This window comes from Legionella donaldsonii, from assembly GCF_900452385.1.
Taxonomy (GTDB): domain Bacteria; phylum Pseudomonadota; class Gammaproteobacteria; order Legionellales; family Legionellaceae; genus Tatlockia; species Tatlockia donaldsonii.
The window spans coordinates 47771-68435 of the sequence record NZ_UGOA01000003.1; the positions used below are offsets into that span (position 1 = coordinate 47771).

Below are 20665 nucleotides of genomic sequence, written 5' to 3' on the forward strand. Positions count from 1 at the left end.
AAGGTACAAGATAAGGTAGAACCTTGTTAAGAAAATAAGGCATTTATAAGGCCATGTTTGCATGTAAGTTTTTTATGATTTGGCTTATCGAATAAGAAAGATTCTTTTTCATTCAGAGAAAAACATAAATGATTGTATCCTCTCATACAACTACTTAGCTCATATATAGAACCGGTTGCCTATTTTAAGTAATATAAAACCGCTTAATCATTAGCCTGTGTGATTTTACACGTAGAGATGGAATCAAATAATGCAAATCGGAAGCGGTCATTTTTCAAAGAAGCCAAAATCATCTTTAAAGTTTATTGCAAGGGTTAAAGCGATTTTTTGGGCAGTGATAATTCAATGTGCCATTGCGGGATTAATATTTTTAGGCGGCCTTTTAGATCCTTATTTAGGACTTTTAGTCGTTGCTGCTTATTTTTTTGGAGTTGGTTTTTATTTGCTGTATCACTATTTAGCAGTTCATTTTTCTAAAACTAATCAATTGGAATCAAAATGATAAAAAGAATTATCTCTTTGGTATTATTGATCGTCATTTGTTCAGCAGAAATTCAAGCAGGCTTGGTATCTACTACTGTTCATAGTCGTGCTAATTGCCATAATAATGAATCAATAACTTGGTGGTTAGGGCATCCGTATGATTGGCGAGTTGTTAGTACGCATACAAATATTTATGGAGGAGGGCATCTTATGGACACAGGTTATGCTTATACTTGGCGGCAAGCTGCGGTTCATTGGGGTGAAGCTCCTCTTGATGATCATCGATGGGTTGTCTCTGGATACCATTATTTAAAGAGTTATGGTCACGGAAAAGTTCCATTTGATACAACTACTGTTGGGGATTGCAGTATTTATAATGGTTGGTGGGATCATTAATCCATTGTTTAACTGCTACTTCTTTAGAAAAATATTTTGAATTGTACTCATTAAATAAGGATCAAAAATGAGGAAATTATTATTGATAGGTTGGTGCATCCTACTTTCTTTTAATTCAATAGCAGATAATCACAATACTCTATCGAGAGAAGAAATTGATAGACTGAATAAAGAACTCCTAGCTAGAGCAGGTATTTATGTGCCTGATTCTACAGAGATTAATATTGTCTCAGCCAAAACATTTTTATTTAAAAATAACGCTACAAATAAAGTTAATGACGATACGGCAAAAGAGATGCAAACCTATTTAGCAATGAATGCGGAACAAAAAAGGAGTGGTTATGTCAAGGATAAGGAGCCTCGTGCAAAAGAATTGTTAGATTTAGAGAATTCGTCTTTATATCATAAGAAAAAATATAGAAACGTTCTATCTTTTAAAAGTACCCATTTAAGAGAAACAAGTGATGAATTAAAATTAGCCTACACTTTTTTGGGTGTGCCGAAAGAGGAGGTGAGTGTCAATATTGGTGTAGCTCCTTATGGTGCTTATAAAGAAGTTAAAAATGGTGATGACGCAGATGGCTGGGATGGAGCGGTTCAGTTTTTTGTTAAAAATGGCATTGGAACCTGTGCATTCACAGAGCATAATAGAAAGTTGGCTCGTACGGGCGTGGAGCTTATAAAAGAATTAGTCACTTATGAAATTCATGATAAACCTACCATAATTCTCGTCAAGGGAACCCAAGAGACAGGCTTTGTGTATAAGATAGAGTGGTACGATTCTATGTTTAATCGAGAGCTTGAATGTGCTAATCCACAGTTCAGTCAAAAATTGCGTTCGGAAGTAATAGAACTTGCCAACCGTATAGATTCTTATCAGCTGCCGAAATGAGATGAGTGCAATTTAACAAACACTAAATGAACAGTTGGAATTTTACTATTAGTTCAAATTTCCTTCTGTAATGAAACTAACTGTAAAGAGAAATGAAATTATTAGCCATATAGTTAGACTGCGTAAACTAAGCTAACTTTCTTCTGAGTGGCTGAATGGAGTCTTTTTCTTTATAGTAGGGGCTGTTCATTAATGGAGTAACGGGGTAGCAATCTAAAGGAATATCCTCATTTTTTTCGATAATCGCTTCTAAATCGTTGGCTAGAAATGATTTAGACTCCAGCCACTCTCTTTGCTGGCTTTCCGAAAGAATCCAAGGCATTCTCTCATGTAATGAACTAACGGTTTTATTCTCGTTAGTCGTTAAAACACAGCAAGAAGGGATTGATATATCTGGTTCTGGTTTAAAATTATCCCAAATAGCAGCAACAGCCATTAATTTTGTATCATGACGGGTTATATAGTAAGGCTGCTTAAATGTTTTTTTATCCTGCGAAGCATGTTTCCATTCAAAGAAACCACTCATAAGCATAAGGCAGCGTCGATGTTTTAGACTTTGTTGAAATGCTGGTTTTTCAGCGACTGTTTCTAGTCGTGCGTTAATTAATAGAGAGGGCTTTTTACCTTTAGTATACCAAGGAACAATACCCCAACGCATTTGGACTGCATTTAACCCCTCTTCAGTATGAATCAGGCAAACTGCACCTTCAGTTGGGGCAACGTTGTAACTTTTAAGCAATGGATCAATTGAATTGATTTTGAATTGCTCACGAATTTTTTCTATATCAGCGTCTATAGCAAAGCGACCGCACATATTTTCTCCCCATTATTCTAGAGCTATAGACTGAAAAGAAAATTTTTTCCAACTGTATTTCGAATGAGGTTTCTCGAAGAGTTAGGAAATAGAGGTTATTCTTGACGAGGGTTTTAACGTGATTTGGCTCAAATTTAAATGGGTACCCCTACCCAACTAGGGGTATTGTTAGCTAGATAAAAACAGGTTCACATTCTCTCCCTTTCATATTTGCCGTCCGTTCAGATAAATGTCCTGGAGATAAATGGTGGTTTATTGCACAATCTTTAGTCCCAAGCCTTCAAGGCGAGAAGAATATTGTACTTTTCATTATTAGTTTCATTAAATTTAGTAAGATTATTTTCTAATTCCAATTCTCGCTCGAAAAATTTTTTAAATGCAAGGTGAATTTCTCTAATCCACTGCTCGCTGTCTCCTATGAGGATGAATTCGACCGATTTAGACGAGAACGGAACAGATTGATAATGGAATGTTGCATTTCTTAATCTTCTCAAGGCACTAACGCAGTCAGATCGATTTAATAAGTTATTAATTTCTGTATTATTAAATTTTGATTGCTGATACCCTTCAATTACGACATACATTAATGCATAAGTTACAGCTACTCTTTGCATACTGAATATTAGCGCTGCAGTCATCTTAGGGTTAAAAAATTTCCCCTCAAGTGAGTTAGCTATATATTCAAGATCACTTTTATTTAAATCAGATTTTAAAAGCCTATCATTTGCTTCAGCAATCAACCAGTGTTGGTGCAGCGTAATTAATTTCATATCATATGGCTTTTTCATTTGATTGATATCTATTCCATTATTTATACAACTTAATCCTTAAATTATAGCAAATGCGATTTTGGTGCCTTAAGAATGGCCACAAAAATGCGACACAAAAGGGGCTCCTTAGGGATTCACCAGTTATTAATTTTATTTGTCTAATGATAGTATGTAAGAAATGGTGGATTCTCGCTTTATGGCACGTTTGGCAAGTATTTCATCGACAGCAGCTTTTAGTACGTACGCTCCAACCGCGCCGCCTAATAGAAGAATTTTTTCCAACGACAATTCTGTTAAGATTTGTATGACGTTTGAACCACCTAAACCAGTGATTACTCCTTTTGCCAATGATCCTGAAAATGCTTCATTTATCGTTATTAATTTATTTCTATAATTCCTTGCAGCTGGAATAATCTCGGTTGTTATTAGATTATCAATTGCACCTAAGTAATCATTATCTACAATTATACTGTGTTGCTTGGTTTGCAATAAAGATAGATATTCCAAAAAATCTTTCCGAGCATTTTCGGAGGTTTTTCTATACTTAACTACTTCTTGAATGCTTAATTTTTCTATACATTCGGTAGGTATTAACTGATCAAATATTGCAAAACTTAGATCCGTTACCTGGATATGATTTTTGTTGGTATCTAACTTATGAGCTGCCCTAGTATACCTTGCGCTAAGTAAATTTCCGTAGGGTGTTGCATCTGCTAGCGGAATAAAGCCATTTTTTGCTCCCTCTTTTAATGCAAAGTTCATTTGCGCCGAGCATAATGCTGCCATATATACCAGTTGCTTTGTGCATCCACGGGGAGATGAAAGATCAAAAGGTTTTATTGTGTTATCAATTAGCAAAGCACTTGCTGCCCCCTGTTCTTCTAAACAGGCAAGATCAACGTGCTCGACTTTATGAAACACATCCACTTCATTACCTGCGTTTCCGTAATTACCAGCAGGTATTTGGAGATTACGGAAGGTTAATGACGTTCGTAAGCCATCTTTAAATCTATTAAGGAATAACAAATCGTTAATATCAGAATAAACTTGGTCCAATAAATCCCCGGTAATTCTACCTCCTTGAACACCATGTACGAATAAGGGAACTCCAGCATCTCGAAAAGACTCTTCATATTGTCGAAGAGGAGATGTAGCACCAATTGTTCCAATATTATTAATTGTTAAAGACGGCCTATCCATAAAATGAATCTCATCAAAAAAAAGGATGGCTTTTTTAAGTGTCGTTTCAGAGACAAACATATCAGGATAGTAAATTACATTAATTTTGTTATCACGCATACCATTAATCCTGTGGTGGCTTTTTAGCTATCAGCACTAGCTAAACGGAAATTTAATAACACATTATATCTCTTTTAGTGACCGCTCATTAACAATATTATTATGGAGAGCTATTAAACAATTCTGTTGTAAAGTGAATTGATTTTAAAAGCAAATTATTTATCAAGCCATATTTATTTGCTTAATAAGTTCAAGATCTGGACGTATTGAATGGGTACTATAGATAACGTTCCTTATTTTACCCAAATCAATAATGTTCGAAAAAGGCGGGGTAGGGGCATTAATGAGTTCCATTAAATTTGCAACTAAGAAAACCTAACGTTTAAGATAGATAAGATTTCAAACGTAGTACAAAAAAGAATGGTATTAAGAGAAGTTTAGAAAAATTATATTTTAATGTAATAAAATACACTTCCACCTCCTATTATCCAAAAGAGTATACTTAAATTTTCGAAATTGTATGGTAGAAAAATCCTCCACCACGTTTCCTCATAGATTTTTTTTAAAAATGTGGATCCCGATATTTTTAAATCTTGTAATTCTTCGAAAAACATATCAAGCCGTCTCGCATTTACAGTCGATTTATGCCTGTGTAATTTAACTGATATAAAAATGCATATGATTCCTAAACACCATAGAAATAAAGAAGGATAAAGTGTCTTTAAGTTGGTTCTATCACTACTTATAAGTGATATTACTCCAACAATACTCCCAGTATTTAAAAGAAACAGCCAGTTAATAATTAAGTTGTGAGAGCTTTTAATATTTTTAGTATAATATTCGGATATACCTTTATAGATTTGGTGTAGTTGTGATTGATAAAAAGGATCTAACTTATCAAATGTTTCATCAAAGGGATCTGAGAGTGGAACATTTTTTTTCATTGAATTTCCTTATAAGATTATATGTCCTTATTTTCTTTACTATAATAAACCCACTACGCTTTAACCTATTAATCAAGTTAAGATGATAAATATCGATATAAAGTTGGTTTCGACACTTTTAGTATCTTACAAATCTCCTCTATAGATAAAGTCTTATCTTGATGCATACGTTTTGCTGCATGGATTTTTGCAACATCAACTTTCGGACGTCCGCCTTTTCTACCCCGCGATCTAGCGGCTGATAGTCCAGCCTTTGTACGCTCTTGAATTAAACGCCGTTCAAATTGAGCCATTGAAGAAAATATATTAAAAACCAATTCACCTGATGCGGTGGTTGTGTCAATTGCACCGTCACATAAGGATTTAAAGCCCACGTTTTTTTCTCTCAATGTTTCGATTAGGGATACTAAATGAACCATTGAACGACCCAATCTATCTAAACGCCAAACAACCAAAACATCGCCAGAAGATAAGTTCTCAATACATTCATTCAATCCAGGTCGTTCTGTTTTTACACCGGAGACTTTATCTTTATATATATCTTTTTTAGAACATCCAACCTTAACCAAAGCGTCTATTTGCAAGTCCAAATTTTGATCATCAGTACTTACTCGGGCATAACCAATCATTCTTCCCATAATTTTCTCAAAAATAACCATTTTTAATGAATTTATGATAATTAGTTTATGATATGGTTTTTTAATAATTTTGCCAAGAGGGGCAATTGAGTATCTATAAGGATTCTTGAGGACTACTATTTGAAAAAGGTAATAGTCTCAAAAAACGGTCGTATTTTGAGACTAATATCTTGGTGGATGTGGGTTGGTCTAGCCAAGATAATGCTATAATGCCCTGCCTACTGAAAAGACAAACAACTGTCAGGATCATTCAAGCTTCATAACACCCATCAGAAAATGGCCAATCAATCGAACAAAAGAAAAATAATTATCCAAGATAAAGAATACGATTCTCTTGAGAGTGCAGCTAATGCATTTGGTAAATCACGAAATACAGTGGATTATCGTCTTTCAAAAGGGTGGACACCTGAGCAAGCTGTAGATCTTGTACCTCCTCCAAGTTTTGCCTCTAGAACTTCTGGTATTCCTGTTCAAGTAGAGGGCTATAAGTTCAAAACTCTAAAAGAAGCAGCAAAACACTATAATCGAGCCTATACGCATGTCATCGAAATGTTAAATAAAGGTCGATCAATTGAACAGTCGCTTGGTTTAATTAAAAGAGCCGACACCTTACAATCTGAAAAGCCCGAATTAGCACAACAATGGCATCCACATAAAAATGTGCCTTTAAGTCCCAATGACGTCTCGTCTGGTTCAGGTGTAAAAGTCTGGTGGTTATGTTCAAACAATCATGAGTGGGAAGCAGTCATCAATAGCCGAAATCGTGGGCATGGTTGTCCTTACTGTGCTGGCCAAAAGCCAACAAGCGATAGAAACTTTGCTACTGAGTATCCCGATTTATTGAAAGAATTGGATCCGATAAAAAACAAGAATCTTAAGCCTGAAACTTTGTCGCCGCGATCACAACAAAAAGTGTGGTGGAAGTGTGTAAAGGGTCACTTGTGGCAAGCTACGATTACAAACCGAACAAGAAAGCAATACAATAGCTCCTGTCCATATTGTACGAATCGTAAGCTAAGCGATGAAAATAGTCTTGCTCAACTTCGTCCTGATATCGCTCAAGATTGGCATCCTACTAAGAACGGAGCATTAACTCCTAATGATCTTATTGCTGGCGGTGGAACAAGAATTTGGTGGAGGTGTAAGCATGGTCATGACTGGCAAGCAACAGTAGGAACTAGAGTTCACAATGGTACGGGTTGCCCGAAGTGTGCACTGCAAACATCAAGAATTGAAATTGCTGTTTACGCCGAAATAAAGGGGCTGTTCGCTAATGTCTCTTGGCGTGAAAAAATTGGAAAATACGAGTGTGATATATTTCTTCCTGATAAAAAACTTGGGATAGAAATTGACGGCGTGTATTGGCATAAGCCAAGATCAAACGTTGATACCCTCAAGCAAAGATTGTTTGAAGAAAAAGGTATTCAGTTATTTCGCTTAAGAGAAGAGGGATTATCGTTATTAAGTGCGCGAGACATCTCTTTTAAATGGTCAAATAATACCTTTCCAATAATTTCCAGCCTTATTAATCAAATCATTAAATTTGCTGACCTCTCCGGTGCTGAACGCGAAAGGCTACAGGATTATATTGAGGGTGGTTTACTCATTAATAGCAAACTATATCGGGAAATTGTTTCTCATCTCCCAGCTCCGCCCTATGAGCTTTCTTTCGCTGCCAAAAAACCAGAGCTTGCAAAAGAATGGGCTTATGATTTGAATGCGCCATTATCTCCCGAACACTTTAAGTCAGCAGCAAATAGAAATGTTTGGTGGCGATGTGAGCAAGGCCATACTTGGGAGACTTCGCTAAATAATCGCTCATGCCAAAACACAGGATGTCCTTACTGTCCTCGTGTTGTTCCCAACAAAGCGACCACCCAATGGAATTTTGCAAAAATAAATCCACGACTAATTCATGAATGGCATCATGAAAAAAATGGTGGAATTCTTCCCGAAGAAATAACTCCAAACATGAATATAAAAGTTTGGTGGAAATGTAGAGAGGGGCATGAATGGCAAGCGGCACCTCACAGTAGAACAAGTGGTACAGGTTGTCCATTTTGTTATGGCCGATATGCTTCAGCGACAAATAATTTAGCTGTTTCTTACCCTGCGCTATTGGCAGAATGGGATAACGAATTGAATAAAGGGCTAAATCCATCTGACATTACTCCGCATGTAGGCAAGAAAGTATGGTGGAAATGTGACAAAAAACACTCATGGCAGGCTACAATCTATAACCGAACAAAAAATAAGTCTGGATGTCCTATTTGTGCGCGAAATAATTCTCGGAAATATTCAATAAAGCATTTCCAAGAGTTCGCGACTAAACATGGAGGCAAGTGCCTATCAACTGAGTATTCGAACTGTAAAACGAAAATTAGAATGAGTTGTAAAAATGGGCATGAGTGGGAAGCTCGTGCGGATAATATCCTATATGAACAGAAGTGGTGCAATCTTTGTAACAAAGACTCTTAATTACGCCAGTCTCTTGGGTAAGGGCTTAAATTTTGTATTCAACGATCAAAATTCAAGTCCTGCTTCCATAGCTCCATACTTTTAAAGAAAGTTACGTATAAGCATGGAGTACATTGCTCACATTAGTGCATTAATAGATTTTTGTCGTCATGTTTTCCAAAATGATGGGGTATAACCCATATAAGATGGAAGAATTAAGCATAGGTATGAAGCGGTAATTGTCTTGTAGAGGTTTTATGCCCCGAAGAATCCTATTAAAAATTATTCAACCGTGCATTTCTGAAATGATATATCTCCTCCGCCATTATCTTCTAAGCCAGATAAATTATGAAATAACTGGAAATTGAAATGAGAAGCAAATACATAAAATTTTGTACTGTTACCATTAGTATCACGTTCAATTCTATCTACTAGCATTTTCTTACATTGTATTTTTTTATCAAAGTAAACGCACCTTGATACATAGGCCACATTGTCGTCGTAAGTTTCTAATAGCGTGAAAGATTGGAATTTCTCTAATTGATCTTTGGGGTATTCCTGTTCGAAATTAACTTTTTTAAATGTGTTACATGTATAAGTTAAAGCAAAGCTTGGAATAGGCAATAACAGTAAAATAAATAGTAATTGTTTTATTATGTTCATTTCGCTCTCCATAATGTTAACTTAAATATAGAAGAAATGAATAAATTGGAAATTTTAATAGGAATTGCATTAGCGCCGGGAAATGGGTCAGGGCTTTAATTTTGTTCGTTGCATACAAAATCCTGACCCTATGTTCCTCATATATAAAATAGAGCACTTAGCCCCAATGGGGTTGACAGCAAACCCCAATGGGGCTAATATAAATTATGAAAACAACAAAAACACTACAGGTAGTTGTAGAAACGCCGGAATTTTTAAAACAGGCAGTGACCTGCATGGATGAAGGTAGTCGGAAGTCTTTTATCGACTTTATCGCAGCGAATCCTTTAAAAGGGGATGTAATTGTAGGAACGGGAGGCGCGAGAAAAGTGCGTTGGGCTTCAGATGCTCATACTGGAAAAAGTGGCGGTGTGAGGATAATTTACTATTATCATAATCAGCAGATGCCAATTTTTCTCTTTACAGTGTATGGGAAAAATCAGAAAGCAAATCTCTCGCAACAAGAGCGAAATTTAGTGAAAACAATTATTTCACATATTGTGGATACTTATGGAGGAACTTCTCATGAGTGATGTAGGAAAAAGTTTAATTCAGGGAGCAATGGAAGCTCTAGAGTATGCAAAAGGTCAAACAAAGGGCCATAAAGCTCATAAAGTTAGTGTGCCGGCTCAGGTAGATGTTGCCGAAATTAGAAAGAAACTGCATATGAGCCGCCAGCAATTTTCAGAAGAGTTTGGCTTCAGTGTTCGTACTCTGGAAAAATGGGAAAGAGGGGAGCGTTTGCCGGAAGCGCCTGCACGGGCTTATTTAACAGTAATTTCTCAAAATCCTGTTGCTGTTGTTGATGCATTGAAGAGAGCGGGTTAAGGGCGCTATTAACCAATTAAGTCTGATTACTGTGATAATCATGCTTAATATATTTGTGCAAAAATTGATCTGTAGTAATGTAAATATATGCCCAGGGAAGAACCAAATGTCTAAACCCAAGTTAATACACCGCTATATAGCCCGATTTTATGCTGTAGTCATCTTTGTTGTGTTTTGGTTACATCGCTAAGCATTTTGTCATTTGAGTTATCCGTTCTGCTGTTGGAGGATGAAAACAATATTCCCCAGCCTAATGCAATGATAAAGCTCAGAATTAGTAAATCTGGCAATTCTTTTAAGAGTTGTTTTACACCTCTATAAGAGAAAAAAAATTTGATAGGTATTAGGAATTCTTTTAATTAATTTCTATTGTTTGGATTATTCACTATTGGTTATCCTATAGTTAATTGTTTTATCTTTGACCTCCCCAAAGTTGAGATGATCAATTTTAGCGAGCAAAGCGTCCATTTTATAGCCATTATCTAATAATTGTTTTGACCACAACATGAATAGATCATTTTCAGATAAAATAGTTTTTAAAATAGGAAGCCTTTCATCAATTAACAAATCGATGGCACAAGCCACTAACCATTTAGCGGGTATAGTCTCTCCCTTCGCCATGCCTTCAATGGCTTTAGGAGAGTAGCTTTTATCTTTAGTGAAAAGCATTAAAGCTTTATCATGCAATTTCTCAGATTTATTTTGAATTGCCAGGATTTCTGTAAAGACCGCTTGAATTTGAGAGTTCAAATCTAGTTTTTTATACTCAGCCAAACCACTCTTATCAAGAATGGTTAGAGCATCACGTTTGCGTTGGTCAGGCAATTTAGTAGTAGCAATCTTTAATTGCTGAATCATGCCTATAATGGCAGTCTCAAAAATATTAAACTCAACGTTTTCCTCTGTGAGTAGAGCACTAAGCTCATTAATGGTGTCTATTAAATCATTAGGCAATCTGAAACGAAAATCGATTAATCGGCTGCTTGCCTCCTCTCCGAGTAATTTATTAACAGCAGTTATATTTTGAATAAATAATACAAGTTCGCTCGATTGTTCTTGAGATAATTTATCCCAGCCATCGAAAGAAGAAGGGTTATTTGAATAGAAATGACCATAAATCTCACTATTCTCAGGAGATTTCACATAGATTCTACTCGGCTTACGGAGAGTATGTTTAATTTCAAAGCGTAATAATTTTTTCATTTTTTTATTGCTCTAAAGGCCATACATTATAAATCTTCAATTCTGTGATTATGTGGTGATATATAAACATTGTCAATTAAATTGATCTTAAATATTGACATAGTATGCGAAATTTGCAATAATAGTCTTGTTCACTTTGAACATAAGTAAAAAAACAAGGATAAAATCATGACTTACGTAAAAAACATAGAAAACGCTTTAACTCATCAATCTTCAGATATTCTAAACGATATTAGCCAGTCAATAGCGGAACGGGCTTTTATGAATACTTCTTTTTCGCCCGAAAAAAGAGCGGCAAACATACGTGTTGAATACGTAGAATCTCTATTAGAAGACAAAAGAATGGTATTGGATAAAATTTCTAAAGCCTCCAAAAGAGGCGCAGAAGTGAGACACGATTTTGATGTAATGGTTGACGAATGGTTTAAATCACATCGTGAAAAATTACGTGATTGTTATTACTCATGGCTGCACTCTCATGCCAAGGTTGCATCAAGTTTCATCGTTGGCCCTGCAAATTTTCCAGTTGCAAGAAATCAAAAACTTTCTAATTATGCTGATGCTAAGCTTTCAGCAATTGCCGAATTTAGAAATAAATCCATTAAAAATATTTTGAAGTTCGTCTTACCTTATGGCGACGGCACATCAATCCAGACAGATGATCCAAATGCTTGTGACAAAATCGACAATAAAATTGCTAAATTGGAAAAACAACGGGAGGAAATGAAGGCTATCAATAAATTGATTAGAAAATATTTTAAAAACGGTAACCCTGAGATATCACCCGATAAGTTAGCTGAATTTAAAAATGTATTAAGCGCTGAATTTAATATGAATGAACAGCAGATAATTTACTTAATGAAACCAAATTATGCTGGAAAGATTGTAGGTTTTGAAAAATGGCAGTTGCAGAACTTAGGTGCTAATATTAATCGCTACAAAAAAAGAATTAATGAAGTAGAAAAAACAAATTCGGTATCCATTGATCACAAGTTTTCAAATGGGATTAGGGTAACAATCAGTGACGATCAAAAAATTTGTATTCATTTTGGATTTAAACCTAGTGAAGAATTAAGAGGCCTCCTAAAGGAAAAAGCATTTAAATTTTCACGAAGTCGAGACAATGCATGGGTTAGGAAATATACTTTAAATGCCGCATACAGTTACGAGAAGTATATTAAACCGACATTAGAAGCTTTTGAAGTAATATAATTCTAATAAGCCCTTCGGGGCTTTTTTATTGACAACATGTTGATAATCTTATTTAACAAGTGCTATTTATCTTTTTTTGTTCGGGTATTGAATCAACTAAATAATAGTGAAAAAGAAAGTTATTTACACTGTGTGATTAGTGTTATTTCTAATTTATTATTTCAGTCGAAAATCCTATTTATAATTTAATTACGCTAATTAATTAAATCTAATTGAAAAATAATACTAGATTGTAGTTATTATATCCGGTTTTTTTCAAAGTCGAATTTTGTTTATTCTTTTTTCATTTTTCATGTTACTAATAATTGTAAAAAAAAAAAATTAAGGAAGATATAATCATTTAAACTTCATTCGTTTAAATGATTTGGAAAGAAACTGGATATCACAGCCGAGTCAATCACCGATGCGCAATTTCCTGCGTCTTTCAAAGACATAAAATACCAAAAACAGCTAGCGAAAGAGCACAGCAATAACGAATCAATAAACATGAGGAAAATAAGAAACTCACACACCACGCAAGATTCTCTTGCAAAGAGAGTATCGATAACTTATTGAATTTTATACTATTTTATTGGCGAGTTCTTTTTTTATATGCAACCCAAAAAAATCTATCGTTTATTTTGAATACACTTGTAAACATTTTATAACCTATTGAATTGCATAAATAAAATATCACTTTGCAAACAATTGTATACTTATGTCAACAAATGTTTACATTATGTATGCAATTGTTTACACTTATTGGACATCATTTATTTATTGGGAAAATGAAGAATGACTAGTGTTTCTGTACGATTATCTGAAGAAGACTTAAGTTATTTGGAAAGCCTTGCAAATAACAAAATACTGTTTCCGCGAAATAAAAAAAATTCGTCAGGAAAAACACTCAAGGCACTTATTCAGTGGTGTCGTGAAAATGATTTCGAGCCCACGAACACACCATTGAATTTACCAGATGACTCAAAGAAAATGCTGGAGCAAATTCATGTTATTCTTCCACATTTACTCTATCTGACAAGACTTCACATTCTAATGGATAGTCGAAATATTTCTGATGAAGTAGTAGCAAGCTCAAAGCAACAAGCTGTTGATTATCTCAATAAGGTATGTGGAGATTTGCAGAATATGCTTTACACGGAAATTAAGTGGAGTACCAATGATGTTGGATTGAAGCAAATTCCAATTGAGGCCGATTTATCTCAATGGAAACCGAATAAATAAGAGGATTAGAAAAAGTCAATTTTTCCGGTTAAAATCACAGGGATTATCACACTTATTCATAACAATGGTCTTAAGTAGCGTAGTAGCTGCATATTTATTAATGAACTATAGGCGTATTACCTTGTGATTTCCATCTCTTTCTGAGTATTTATTGGCATTGATTTTATGGCTATGCTCTGCTGATTGGCGGTCGTTATATTATGATCTATCAAGGAAGATAGGTCGCCTTTAATGTTAGCCTCTGGATGGTCTTTAGTTAAAGAATCCATCTGGTTTTTAAGCATTAATTTCGCATCATTCAACGTTGTTAATTGCCGTTTTAATACTCCCAAACCATCACGTCTTAGTACATCATTAAAATCGTCTCCTTTCGTTTCCGGCATCACGATAAATACTGATTTCCCTGCCTCTAAAAGGCGTGCTGTGGCTTTGGCAATGATGAGATCGCTGAAGGTTTTATTGCCGTCATTGTCAAGACAAAAAACAACCTGCTTACCCACTGTGTTTGGATCAATTGATAAGAAGTTAGATTTACCCAAAAGAGCTTTAACGCTCAGTGACTTGTCAGCACTGACTACACTTAACCCTGTTTCCAGTCCCTCGCAAAACCAGGATGCCTTGCTTTGTGCATTGGGATTTAAATCAATAGCAAAACCCTTCGGGGAACCGTAGGTTTGCTTGATAAAGGTTGACTGTTTATCTTTTTCCCCTGTTAAGGGGTTTAAGCGAATCACTTGCGCATGATTGACCTCGCCCTTTAAGTCTTTGGCTACGGCAAGAACGGCTGGCACGGCTGCTTTTTTACCCTGATGCCAGGTCGCAATAGCAGGAAGAAAGCGTAATTGCGCCTGCGCATAGTCTGTAAGATGCCTGTGGTGTTTGAGGTAGCGTTCGCCTAAGGTTCCTTCCAATGGAACGCTCTGGGCATAAAGTTTTTGCGCATAGGCCTTTTTGTTCGGGCTCTCCTTAATGACCGGCTCTTTCTTTTTTACACGCGGTTTTTCAGTTCTATAATTCTCTTCACGGTGGTTTATGAACGTTTTGGCATAATCTAAGGTATCTTTAAAATCGTTAAAACCCATTTGTGCTGCGATTAATTGGAGCGCATTGCCTTTCTCTCCCGTTTCAAAGTTAAACCATAAGCCTTTGCCTAAATTAATACTTAAACTTCCCTTGCTGCCATAACGAAGATTCGTTTTCGAAGACAAACTATGGTTAGGCTCGCCCAATAAGTGATGGGTCAGCGATGCCATTTGATGGGTTAATTCTTTATTGAGTACTTCCGCTGAAATCTGAGTCTTTGCGGGATTTAAAGGGCGGTGGGTATTGGATTGGCCGATTTTAGGTTGATTTATTTGCGCTGTTTCATAGGTTTGCCAGGCTGATGTTTTATCCCCTTTGAGGGTAGACAGGCGCTTAATCAGCGCCTCCTTGTTTTCAGTATAGAGGGTAACCTGCTGGCGAGCGCGGGTGATATCAATTTCATGCGAACGATGCGTTGTGGCCTTGCTTCGCTTGGCCAATTCAAGCGCTAAAACAAAGGTGGCGGTGGAACCCTGAGCACCTAAAGCGGTCGCGGTGTAGGCATAATCCCAGTGGCAGTCTTTGTGCTGAGTTAAATCCAGTTGCAGGGTCTCTTCCTGATGTTTAAGAGCTGCCTGATGACCGGCTATTGATGCCACGGTGTAGTCTTTATTGGCAATATGGCCGCGCCGTTTGTCAGTCAGCCGTAAGCAAATCCTGTCTCCTGCCGCAAGTAACCCTTCCTTTTCTTCATAAACGGACAGCCTGGTTGCTCCTGCAATGAGGGCGGGGTTGATGGAAAATTCTAGGCCTTGAGAATCCTGGCAGTGAAGACGGTTGAGTTTTTCGTCAATGCCTGACACCTTAAAATAGTCTCCCCTGCGTGCGACGGAATAGGAGGCATTAAAGCGCAGCATATCGCCTGGTTTATAAGAGGCGGTAGTAAGAAGTTCCGCTTGCGTGAGGTGTCGTGCGACAAGGCGTTTAACAAAGACCTCTTCGCCAGCCACTACCCCCTGCGCTTTTAATCCGTCACGGATTAAGGCATTAATCGCCGCCCGGTCTTCATGGGCATGGGCAATGACCAAGGTCTCGGCCTGCTGCTCTGGCAGACGGGTTAAATAATCCTCTGCAATGGCTTGATAAATGCGGTGATAATCCATCCCCCCTTTTTCATCGCGGCAATCAACCGTTACGACTGATTCCAGCGGCCTGCTCTCTTGATTAAGTCGCTTAATGTGCTTCTCGGGATTAATGGTGGAAAGCGTTGCAAAAGAAGACTCAATCTCTCGGTTAGAGGCATGTACCACCGCTTTTTTTAATACCGGATTGGGGGACTGGCGAAGGATTTCATCCATCTGGGCTGACGCTTGCGTTTTTGTTTCAAGGGTCAACTCATGGGGGATGCCGCTTGCAGGGGATTGCATCTGAGTTCGGTCACCGGCAAACAAGAGGCGGGCGTTTAAGGTTTTTGCTTTTTCCTGCAAATAAAGATAATCCTCATTGCCAATCATCGAGGCTTCATCCACAATAAAAAGGCATTTTTCAGGATAAGGCGTATCCAAGGTTAAAAACGAGGCAATGGTTGAGGCACCAATGCCGGCACGTTGAAGCTCGTCCTTGGAGGTGTTCATGGGAGCGAGCCCTTGCACCTTGAATCCACTGTTTTCTGCCAGTCGTTTAATCTCACGCATCATGGTGGTTTTACCGGTTCCCGCCAATCCCTGCACGGTCACAAAGCGGTCAGAAGTTGTAAGGCTTAAGGTCACTGCCTCCTTTTGTCCCTGGGTCAGTGTTTCCGGCAGACTGATGGCAGACTCTGCCATGATGGGTTGAACTACCCCCTGCCCTTCACGATTATTGCTCAGTATTTTTTTCTCAAGAAGATAGGCTTCGCGAACCACCCAGCGGGTATTGGCATGCATTAAATCACCCTGGGCTTCTTTATCCGCAATCGCCTGCTCAATGTCAGCAAGGGAGGCTTTTCCCATGGCAAAGACCATGGCTTCCATCAAAAGTTCCTTGTGGTCAAAAGCGGCTTCGCGCTCAGCCAGTTTTGCGGTGGCAAAGGAAAGTGCTGTCTCTGCAATCATGTTGGAATCTTGAGCTTTTGGCGAGATAAGAGCCTCACTTAATGCCATTAAATCCTTCTTAATGACCGTGCAGGCATCGCGGCTATTACGATAAATGGGGTAGCGACCCCATCCGTGTCAGAATTTACGGTTTGACATCTAAATTTGCTCTAAAACCGTAAATTCTCCCACATCCTCTATTTCCGATTGATCAATAGCTGCATCGGTAAAATAAGTACCCATCGTAATCAAATGCTTATGTGGTAAAAGTGATATATGAGTTAGTGTATTATCGCTTATAACTTCGCCGTTGTTTTTAAGTTGGGTAATAATTTCTGTCATTTTCATCGTATTCCAATATAATACAGCATTCGATACTAGGCTTAAGCAGCTTGCTTTATTCATGATTTCTTCGTAGTCACCAACTTGAAATTTTCCTTGGTTTGCAAAAAAAATACAGCGCGCTAATTGATGGCGATGTTCTCCTTTGTTTAATTGGCGTTGAACTTTATCTCGAATGTCCTTGTCAGTAATGTATTGTAAAATATACTCTGTTTTAAGTATTCGGCCTAATTGTGTAAATGCTTTTGATAGCTTGTCAGATGGAGAGCCTTTCGATAACCGCCTAATAATTTCATGAGCAGGACTGAGCTTCTTTTTCAAAGAGGCTGCCACTCGTACCATTTGGTCAAACTGTTCTATCACCACTTCAATAGATGCGGTTTTAGTTAGCAGAGAGTCCAATTCACCGTAAGCAATTTCTTTATCAATGCGATAAAGTTGCTGAGATTTTAGATCTTTAATTCTCGGCATAAACCGAATACCAAGTAAATAGCACAGTGCAAACACGTGCTCAGTAAAGCCTTCTGTATCCGTGGTGTGTTCTTTAATTGCGAGAATGGTGTTGTTATCTAACAAGCCATCAATGACATAAAGCGATTCGCGTGGTGCGCATGAAATAGCTTGCGTATTAAGTACTGATAGTTGGTTTGATGTGTGCGTGTATACGCCAATCATTTTATCGTAGTAGCCCGCGTATCTTGGGTAGTATGACGACAGCAGGCTGCTTGCAGTAATAATAAAGCGTTGCCCATCTGAAGATGACATTTTTCCATCCCCATAGTTTTGGCTTAAGTCTAGTTGCGTATGTTGATTCACCAATTCTGCATTAGCAGATTTGATAGTTTCTTCCCGAATGCAGGTATCGGTAACATAACGCATCATTTTTGCAGTGATATCTGGTGTGCAATTCTCCATAGTTACAAGGCCAATATTAGTTGCTTGTGCCAAAATGCTGGCAATTAAGGTTTTATAAAAATTTTGTGGTCTCCCCTTTTGTCCATGAATCGGGGTAAAGTGTTTGGTAAATCCTGTTATGTGATCAACTTCAATTAATAGTTGCTCTATTTTTATTTTCGGCATATATGAATTTATCAGTGCCTGTAAGCGTTCTGCATCATCGGGAATATCGATTTTGTCTTTTCTTTTCAGCAATAGCTTGCCGTTTTTAATGTCAGCAAAATCATCGCTTTTAAAGCGATTGGCAGCAATCGCAGCTGAACTATGGAAATTCGCAATAATTTTGCCTACTGCATGCTCTGCATCTTGCATAATCTCTAGCGCTTGATAGCTATTTTCTTTTTCTCGCTGCCACTCACAATCTTGATATATCAAGTTCCAAAAAGAGGCATATTTGTTACTGCGCTCAACGTATAAATCGCCAGATCGAAAACCATCTTTAATCGCAACGGCAAGTCCCATTTCCCAAAGATTGCGTTTAATTTCCCCATTCTTATCTCGCATGGCAATAGTTAATTGCCCATCCATGAATTTAGTGTCCATATCACTGGGTATCTTAGCAATTTCTTGTTTATCGAGTTTGCGTACCAGTTCAATTGATTGCTCTAATGACTGACCGCCTTTTTCAATCAGAAATGGCAATTGAATAAAATCAGCAAAATAGCGGCGCATGCTGCTATAACGGTTTTGAATTAGCTTGGCATAACCAAAACGGCTCAGCACCTGGTATTCGTGCATATCATTTCTAGCCTGCTGTAGATCAGACTTTTCGGTTGAATGTGAATAAAGATCACTAACCGATAAACTGTGATCATCTTCTTGAGCCAAAATAAAGTCGATAAAGCGCTCGATCTTATCAATAGCGCGTTCATTTTTATTCTTATAAAGCTTCAAAGTTTTCAGATGTGCATTTCGGCATTCACGGCATATATTGGAAATATATTGATCATGTAATTGAATAAGGTAATCCATAAGGACTTTTTTTGATTCTGCCAAAAATAGTACCATTAAAGCGTAACGCTTTGATGGTTTAAAGCGTTTTATCTGATAAGCATCATAGTGCTTGGCAAGTTGATAAAAATATCTAGCAAGATCAGAATCTACAGTGCCGGTATCGACCAACGACAAGTCTATTTTTTCAACTTTTTGATAGCGTTCGAAATAGTCTTGCAACACCGAAATGCTACTAGAACCAGGATATTCCTTAAATTTTTGAAACCACGTGATGTCTTCGTCAGGGATAATTTCAAGCATGTCATCAATCATGTCAATCAATGCTTCAGATAGCTGCTGATAAATTCCAGAAAATATTTTTTCTTGATGCTTTGAGCAAAAAGAATTGATTTCACGCTTCAAATAATACAGCGTTGGCAAAGCAACTTGGTTGACGATCAAAAAGACTTCGGCTTCTGAAATTAGTTTTTCTGGGATCAGCATTCCTGTCTGCATTTTCTGTTGCAGCCAATCATAAAAAATAGCTTTGGCATCATTGAATGGCCTGAAATTTAAATGCGAGAAAATTGATTTCTTGTAGTCAGTTCTTGTGGCATCACGCATTGGCAAATTAACGGTACCAACAATGTCTAACCCCAATAATTTACAAGCATGTCCAATAATACGAGTATCAAGCGTGTTGGGATTATCCAGAAGCTGGCCAAATAATCTCAAGGCACAAACCTGCAGAAATCCCCATAATTGGTATTGTTTCCTAAATTTTTTAATGAAGATCGAATCGTCAGTGCTTAAAGACCAATCGCGAATAATTTCATCTTCAGAAAGTCTGGGCTGTTGTTTCATTAATAAATCAGCCTTATTTTCTTAAATATTGGTATAACGTTTCGCGGCTAATACTAAAATCACGTGCGATATGACTTTTCTTATCTCCTTGAGTCACACGTTTTTTTATTTCGTCAATTTGTTCCTGAGATAAAGCAGCCTTCCGGCCTTTATAAGCGCCACGCTTCTTAGCAAGAACGATCCCTTCCATTTGACGCTCTTTAATTAATGAGCGTTCAAACTCAGCGAATGCGCCCATGACAGATAACAACAACGTTGACATTGGCGAATCTTCGCCTGTGAATGTTAAATTTTCTTTCACAAATTCAACTCTAATTTGTTGGGAAGTCAATTGTGTTACTAGTTTACGTAGATCATCTAAATTGCGCGCCAACCGATCCATGCTGTGTATAATGATGGTATCGCCATCACGCGCATAATCGAGCATGGCTTCAAGTTGTGGACGTGCAGTATTTTTTCCGGAGGCTTTATCTATAAATTTTTTGTTAAGTGTGATTCCTTCGAGTTGTCGTTCTGGATTCTGCTCAAAGCTACTGACTCGAATGTAACCAATTCTCTTACCTGACATGATATTAACCATAAAAACGAATAAGTGTCAGGTTGAAGTTTAAGAGGTTGATTCACTTGTGTCAATAAAATATAATACTAACTCTAAATTGACAGAGTATTTCCTTT

The 20665-nt window shown here is 37.3% G+C and carries 18 protein-coding genes; 8 read left to right on the forward strand and 10 right to left on the reverse strand.

All coding sequences use genetic code 11. From position 1 onward, the window contains the following. Positions 1-250: 250 nt before the first annotated feature. The 3 genes from DYC89_RS16235 to DYC89_RS16245 all read left to right on the forward strand — a co-directional run bounded on the left by DYC89_RS16235 (position 251) and on the right by DYC89_RS16245 (position 1771). Positions 251-502: a hypothetical protein gene (locus DYC89_RS16235; RefSeq protein WP_245954090.1), complete on the forward strand. Its 252-nt coding sequence runs from the start codon at positions 251-253 to the stop codon at positions 500-502. After that, complete coding sequence (locus DYC89_RS16240; protein ID WP_115222939.1) at positions 499-879, forward strand: hypothetical protein; 381 nt, start codon at positions 499-501, stop codon at positions 877-879. Before DYC89_RS16235 ends, DYC89_RS16240 begins: the two co-directional genes overlap by 4 nt. A 67-nt stretch (positions 880-946) precedes the next feature. After that, positions 947-1771, forward strand: coding sequence for a hypothetical protein (locus DYC89_RS16245; RefSeq protein WP_115222941.1), 825 nt, complete (start codon positions 947-949; stop codon positions 1769-1771). A 127-nt stretch (positions 1772-1898) separates the two neighbouring features. On the opposite strand, the gene DYC89_RS16250 is transcribed toward DYC89_RS16245, so the two are convergent. The 5 genes from DYC89_RS16250 to DYC89_RS16275 all read right to left on the reverse strand — a co-directional run bounded on the left by DYC89_RS16250 (position 1899) and on the right by DYC89_RS16275 (position 6176). After that, the gene (locus DYC89_RS16250) at positions 1899-2585 is read right to left on the reverse strand and encodes an SOS response-associated peptidase (RefSeq protein ID WP_115222943.1); all 687 of its coding nucleotides are present in this window, start codon (positions 2583-2585) and stop codon (positions 1899-1901) included. Between the two features lie 266 nt (positions 2586-2851). Beyond that, positions 2852-3373, reverse strand: coding sequence for a hypothetical protein (locus DYC89_RS16255; protein ID WP_115222945.1), 522 nt, complete (start codon positions 3371-3373; stop codon positions 2852-2854). Positions 3374-3505: 132 nt separating this feature from the next. Then, positions 3506-4654, reverse strand: a complete 1149-nt coding sequence (locus tag DYC89_RS16810) for a hypothetical protein (protein ID WP_245954091.1) — start codon at positions 4652-4654, stop codon at positions 3506-3508. A gap of 386 nt (positions 4655-5040) precedes the next feature. Next, positions 5041-5538 (reverse strand): hypothetical protein, encoded by a 498-nt coding sequence (locus tag DYC89_RS16270; RefSeq protein ID WP_115222947.1) that lies wholly within the window; start codon positions 5536-5538, stop codon positions 5041-5043. A 77-nt stretch (positions 5539-5615) separates the two neighbouring features. Next, entirely contained in the window at positions 5616-6176 is a 561-nt protein-coding gene (locus tag DYC89_RS16275; protein WP_115222949.1) for a recombinase family protein, read from the reverse strand. 276 nt (positions 6177-6452) lie between these two features. Between DYC89_RS16275 and DYC89_RS16280 the strand changes: the two genes are divergently transcribed. Next, positions 6453-8654, forward strand: coding sequence for a zinc-ribbon domain-containing protein (locus tag DYC89_RS16280; RefSeq protein ID WP_115222951.1), 2202 nt, complete (start codon positions 6453-6455; stop codon positions 8652-8654). Between the two features lie 261 nt (positions 8655-8915). On the opposite strand, the gene DYC89_RS16285 is transcribed toward DYC89_RS16280, so the two are convergent. Further along, the gene (locus DYC89_RS16285) at positions 8916-9296 is read right to left on the reverse strand and encodes a hypothetical protein (protein ID WP_115222953.1); all 381 of its coding nucleotides are present in this window, start codon (positions 9294-9296) and stop codon (positions 8916-8918) included. 206 nt (positions 9297-9502) lie between these two features. Between DYC89_RS16285 and DYC89_RS16290 the strand changes: the two genes are divergently transcribed. Beyond that, positions 9503-9868, forward strand: coding sequence for a type II toxin-antitoxin system RelE/ParE family toxin (locus DYC89_RS16290; protein ID WP_115222955.1), 366 nt, complete (start codon positions 9503-9505; stop codon positions 9866-9868). Beyond that, on the forward strand, positions 9861-10163 hold the full coding sequence (locus DYC89_RS16295; RefSeq protein ID WP_115222047.1) for a helix-turn-helix domain-containing protein: 303 nt from the start codon (positions 9861-9863) through the stop codon (positions 10161-10163). Before DYC89_RS16290 ends, DYC89_RS16295 begins: the two co-directional genes overlap by 8 nt. Positions 10164-10541: 378 nt before the next feature. Here DYC89_RS16295 and DYC89_RS16300 read toward each other — a convergent pair whose 3' ends face one another. Continuing rightward, positions 10542-11366, reverse strand: coding sequence for a hypothetical protein (locus DYC89_RS16300; RefSeq protein ID WP_115222957.1), 825 nt, complete (start codon positions 11364-11366; stop codon positions 10542-10544). A gap of 168 nt (positions 11367-11534) precedes the next feature. On the opposite strand from DYC89_RS16300, the gene DYC89_RS16305 reads away from it, so the two are divergent. After that, positions 11535-12578 (forward strand): hypothetical protein, encoded by a 1044-nt coding sequence (locus DYC89_RS16305; protein ID WP_115222959.1) that lies wholly within the window; start codon positions 11535-11537, stop codon positions 12576-12578. A gap of 774 nt (positions 12579-13352) precedes the next feature. Continuing rightward, on the forward strand, positions 13353-13799 hold the full coding sequence (locus DYC89_RS16310; RefSeq protein ID WP_115222960.1) for a hypothetical protein: 447 nt from the start codon (positions 13353-13355) through the stop codon (positions 13797-13799). A 116-nt stretch (positions 13800-13915) separates the two neighbouring features. Here DYC89_RS16310 and DYC89_RS16315 read toward each other — a convergent pair whose 3' ends face one another. The 3 genes from DYC89_RS16315 to DYC89_RS16325 form a co-directional block, all read right to left on the reverse strand. After that, positions 13916-16963, reverse strand: a complete 3048-nt coding sequence (locus tag DYC89_RS16315) for an AAA family ATPase (protein ID WP_115222962.1) — start codon at positions 16961-16963, stop codon at positions 13916-13918. Between the two features lie 90 nt (positions 16964-17053). Beyond that, positions 17054-19990, reverse strand: a complete 2937-nt coding sequence (locus DYC89_RS16320; protein ID WP_115222351.1) for a Tn3 family transposase — start codon at positions 19988-19990, stop codon at positions 17054-17056. A 13-nt stretch (positions 19991-20003) separates the two neighbouring features. Then, on the reverse strand, positions 20004-20558 hold the full coding sequence (locus tag DYC89_RS16325; protein ID WP_115222350.1) for a recombinase family protein: 555 nt from the start codon (positions 20556-20558) through the stop codon (positions 20004-20006). Between the last annotated feature and the right edge of the window lie 107 nt (positions 20559-20665).

Coding starts and splice junctions, on each gene's coding strand:
- DYC89_RS16235 (WP_245954090.1), top strand. CDS start 251: ATGCAAATCGGAAGCGGTCATTTTTCAAAGAAGCCAAAATCATCTTTA.
- DYC89_RS16240 (WP_115222939.1), top strand. CDS start 499: ATGATAAAAAGAATTATCTCTTTGGTATTATTGATCGTCATTTGTTCA.
- DYC89_RS16245 (WP_115222941.1), top strand. CDS start 947: ATGAGGAAATTATTATTGATAGGTTGGTGCATCCTACTTTCTTTTAAT.
- DYC89_RS16250 (WP_115222943.1), bottom strand. CDS start 2,585: ATGTGCGGTCGCTTTGCTATAGACGCTGATATAGAAAAAATTCGTGAG.
- DYC89_RS16255 (WP_115222945.1), bottom strand. CDS start 3,373: ATGAAAAAGCCATATGATATGAAATTAATTACGCTGCACCAACACTGG.
- DYC89_RS16810 (WP_245954091.1), bottom strand. CDS start 4,654: ATGCGTGATAACAAAATTAATGTAATTTACTATCCTGATATGTTTGTC.
- DYC89_RS16270 (WP_115222947.1), bottom strand. CDS start 5,538: ATGAAAAAAAATGTTCCACTCTCAGATCCCTTTGATGAAACATTTGAT.
- DYC89_RS16275 (WP_115222949.1), bottom strand. CDS start 6,176: ATGGGAAGAATGATTGGTTATGCCCGAGTAAGTACTGATGATCAAAAT.
- DYC89_RS16280 (WP_115222951.1), top strand. CDS start 6,453: ATGGCCAATCAATCGAACAAAAGAAAAATAATTATCCAAGATAAAGAA.
- DYC89_RS16285 (WP_115222953.1), bottom strand. CDS start 9,296: ATGAACATAATAAAACAATTACTATTTATTTTACTGTTATTGCCTATT.
- DYC89_RS16290 (WP_115222955.1), top strand. CDS start 9,503: ATGAAAACAACAAAAACACTACAGGTAGTTGTAGAAACGCCGGAATTT.
- DYC89_RS16295 (WP_115222047.1), top strand. CDS start 9,861: ATGAGTGATGTAGGAAAAAGTTTAATTCAGGGAGCAATGGAAGCTCTA.
- DYC89_RS16300 (WP_115222957.1), bottom strand. CDS start 11,366: ATGAAAAAATTATTACGCTTTGAAATTAAACATACTCTCCGTAAGCCG.
- DYC89_RS16305 (WP_115222959.1), top strand. CDS start 11,535: ATGACTTACGTAAAAAACATAGAAAACGCTTTAACTCATCAATCTTCA.
- DYC89_RS16310 (WP_115222960.1), top strand. CDS start 13,353: ATGACTAGTGTTTCTGTACGATTATCTGAAGAAGACTTAAGTTATTTG.
- DYC89_RS16315 (WP_115222962.1), bottom strand. CDS start 16,963: ATGGCATTAAGTGAGGCTCTTATCTCGCCAAAAGCTCAAGATTCCAAC.
- DYC89_RS16320 (WP_115222351.1), bottom strand. CDS start 19,990: ATGAAACAACAGCCCAGACTTTCTGAAGATGAAATTATTCGCGATTGG.
- DYC89_RS16325 (WP_115222350.1), bottom strand. CDS start 20,558: ATGTCAGGTAAGAGAATTGGTTACATTCGAGTCAGTAGCTTTGAGCAG.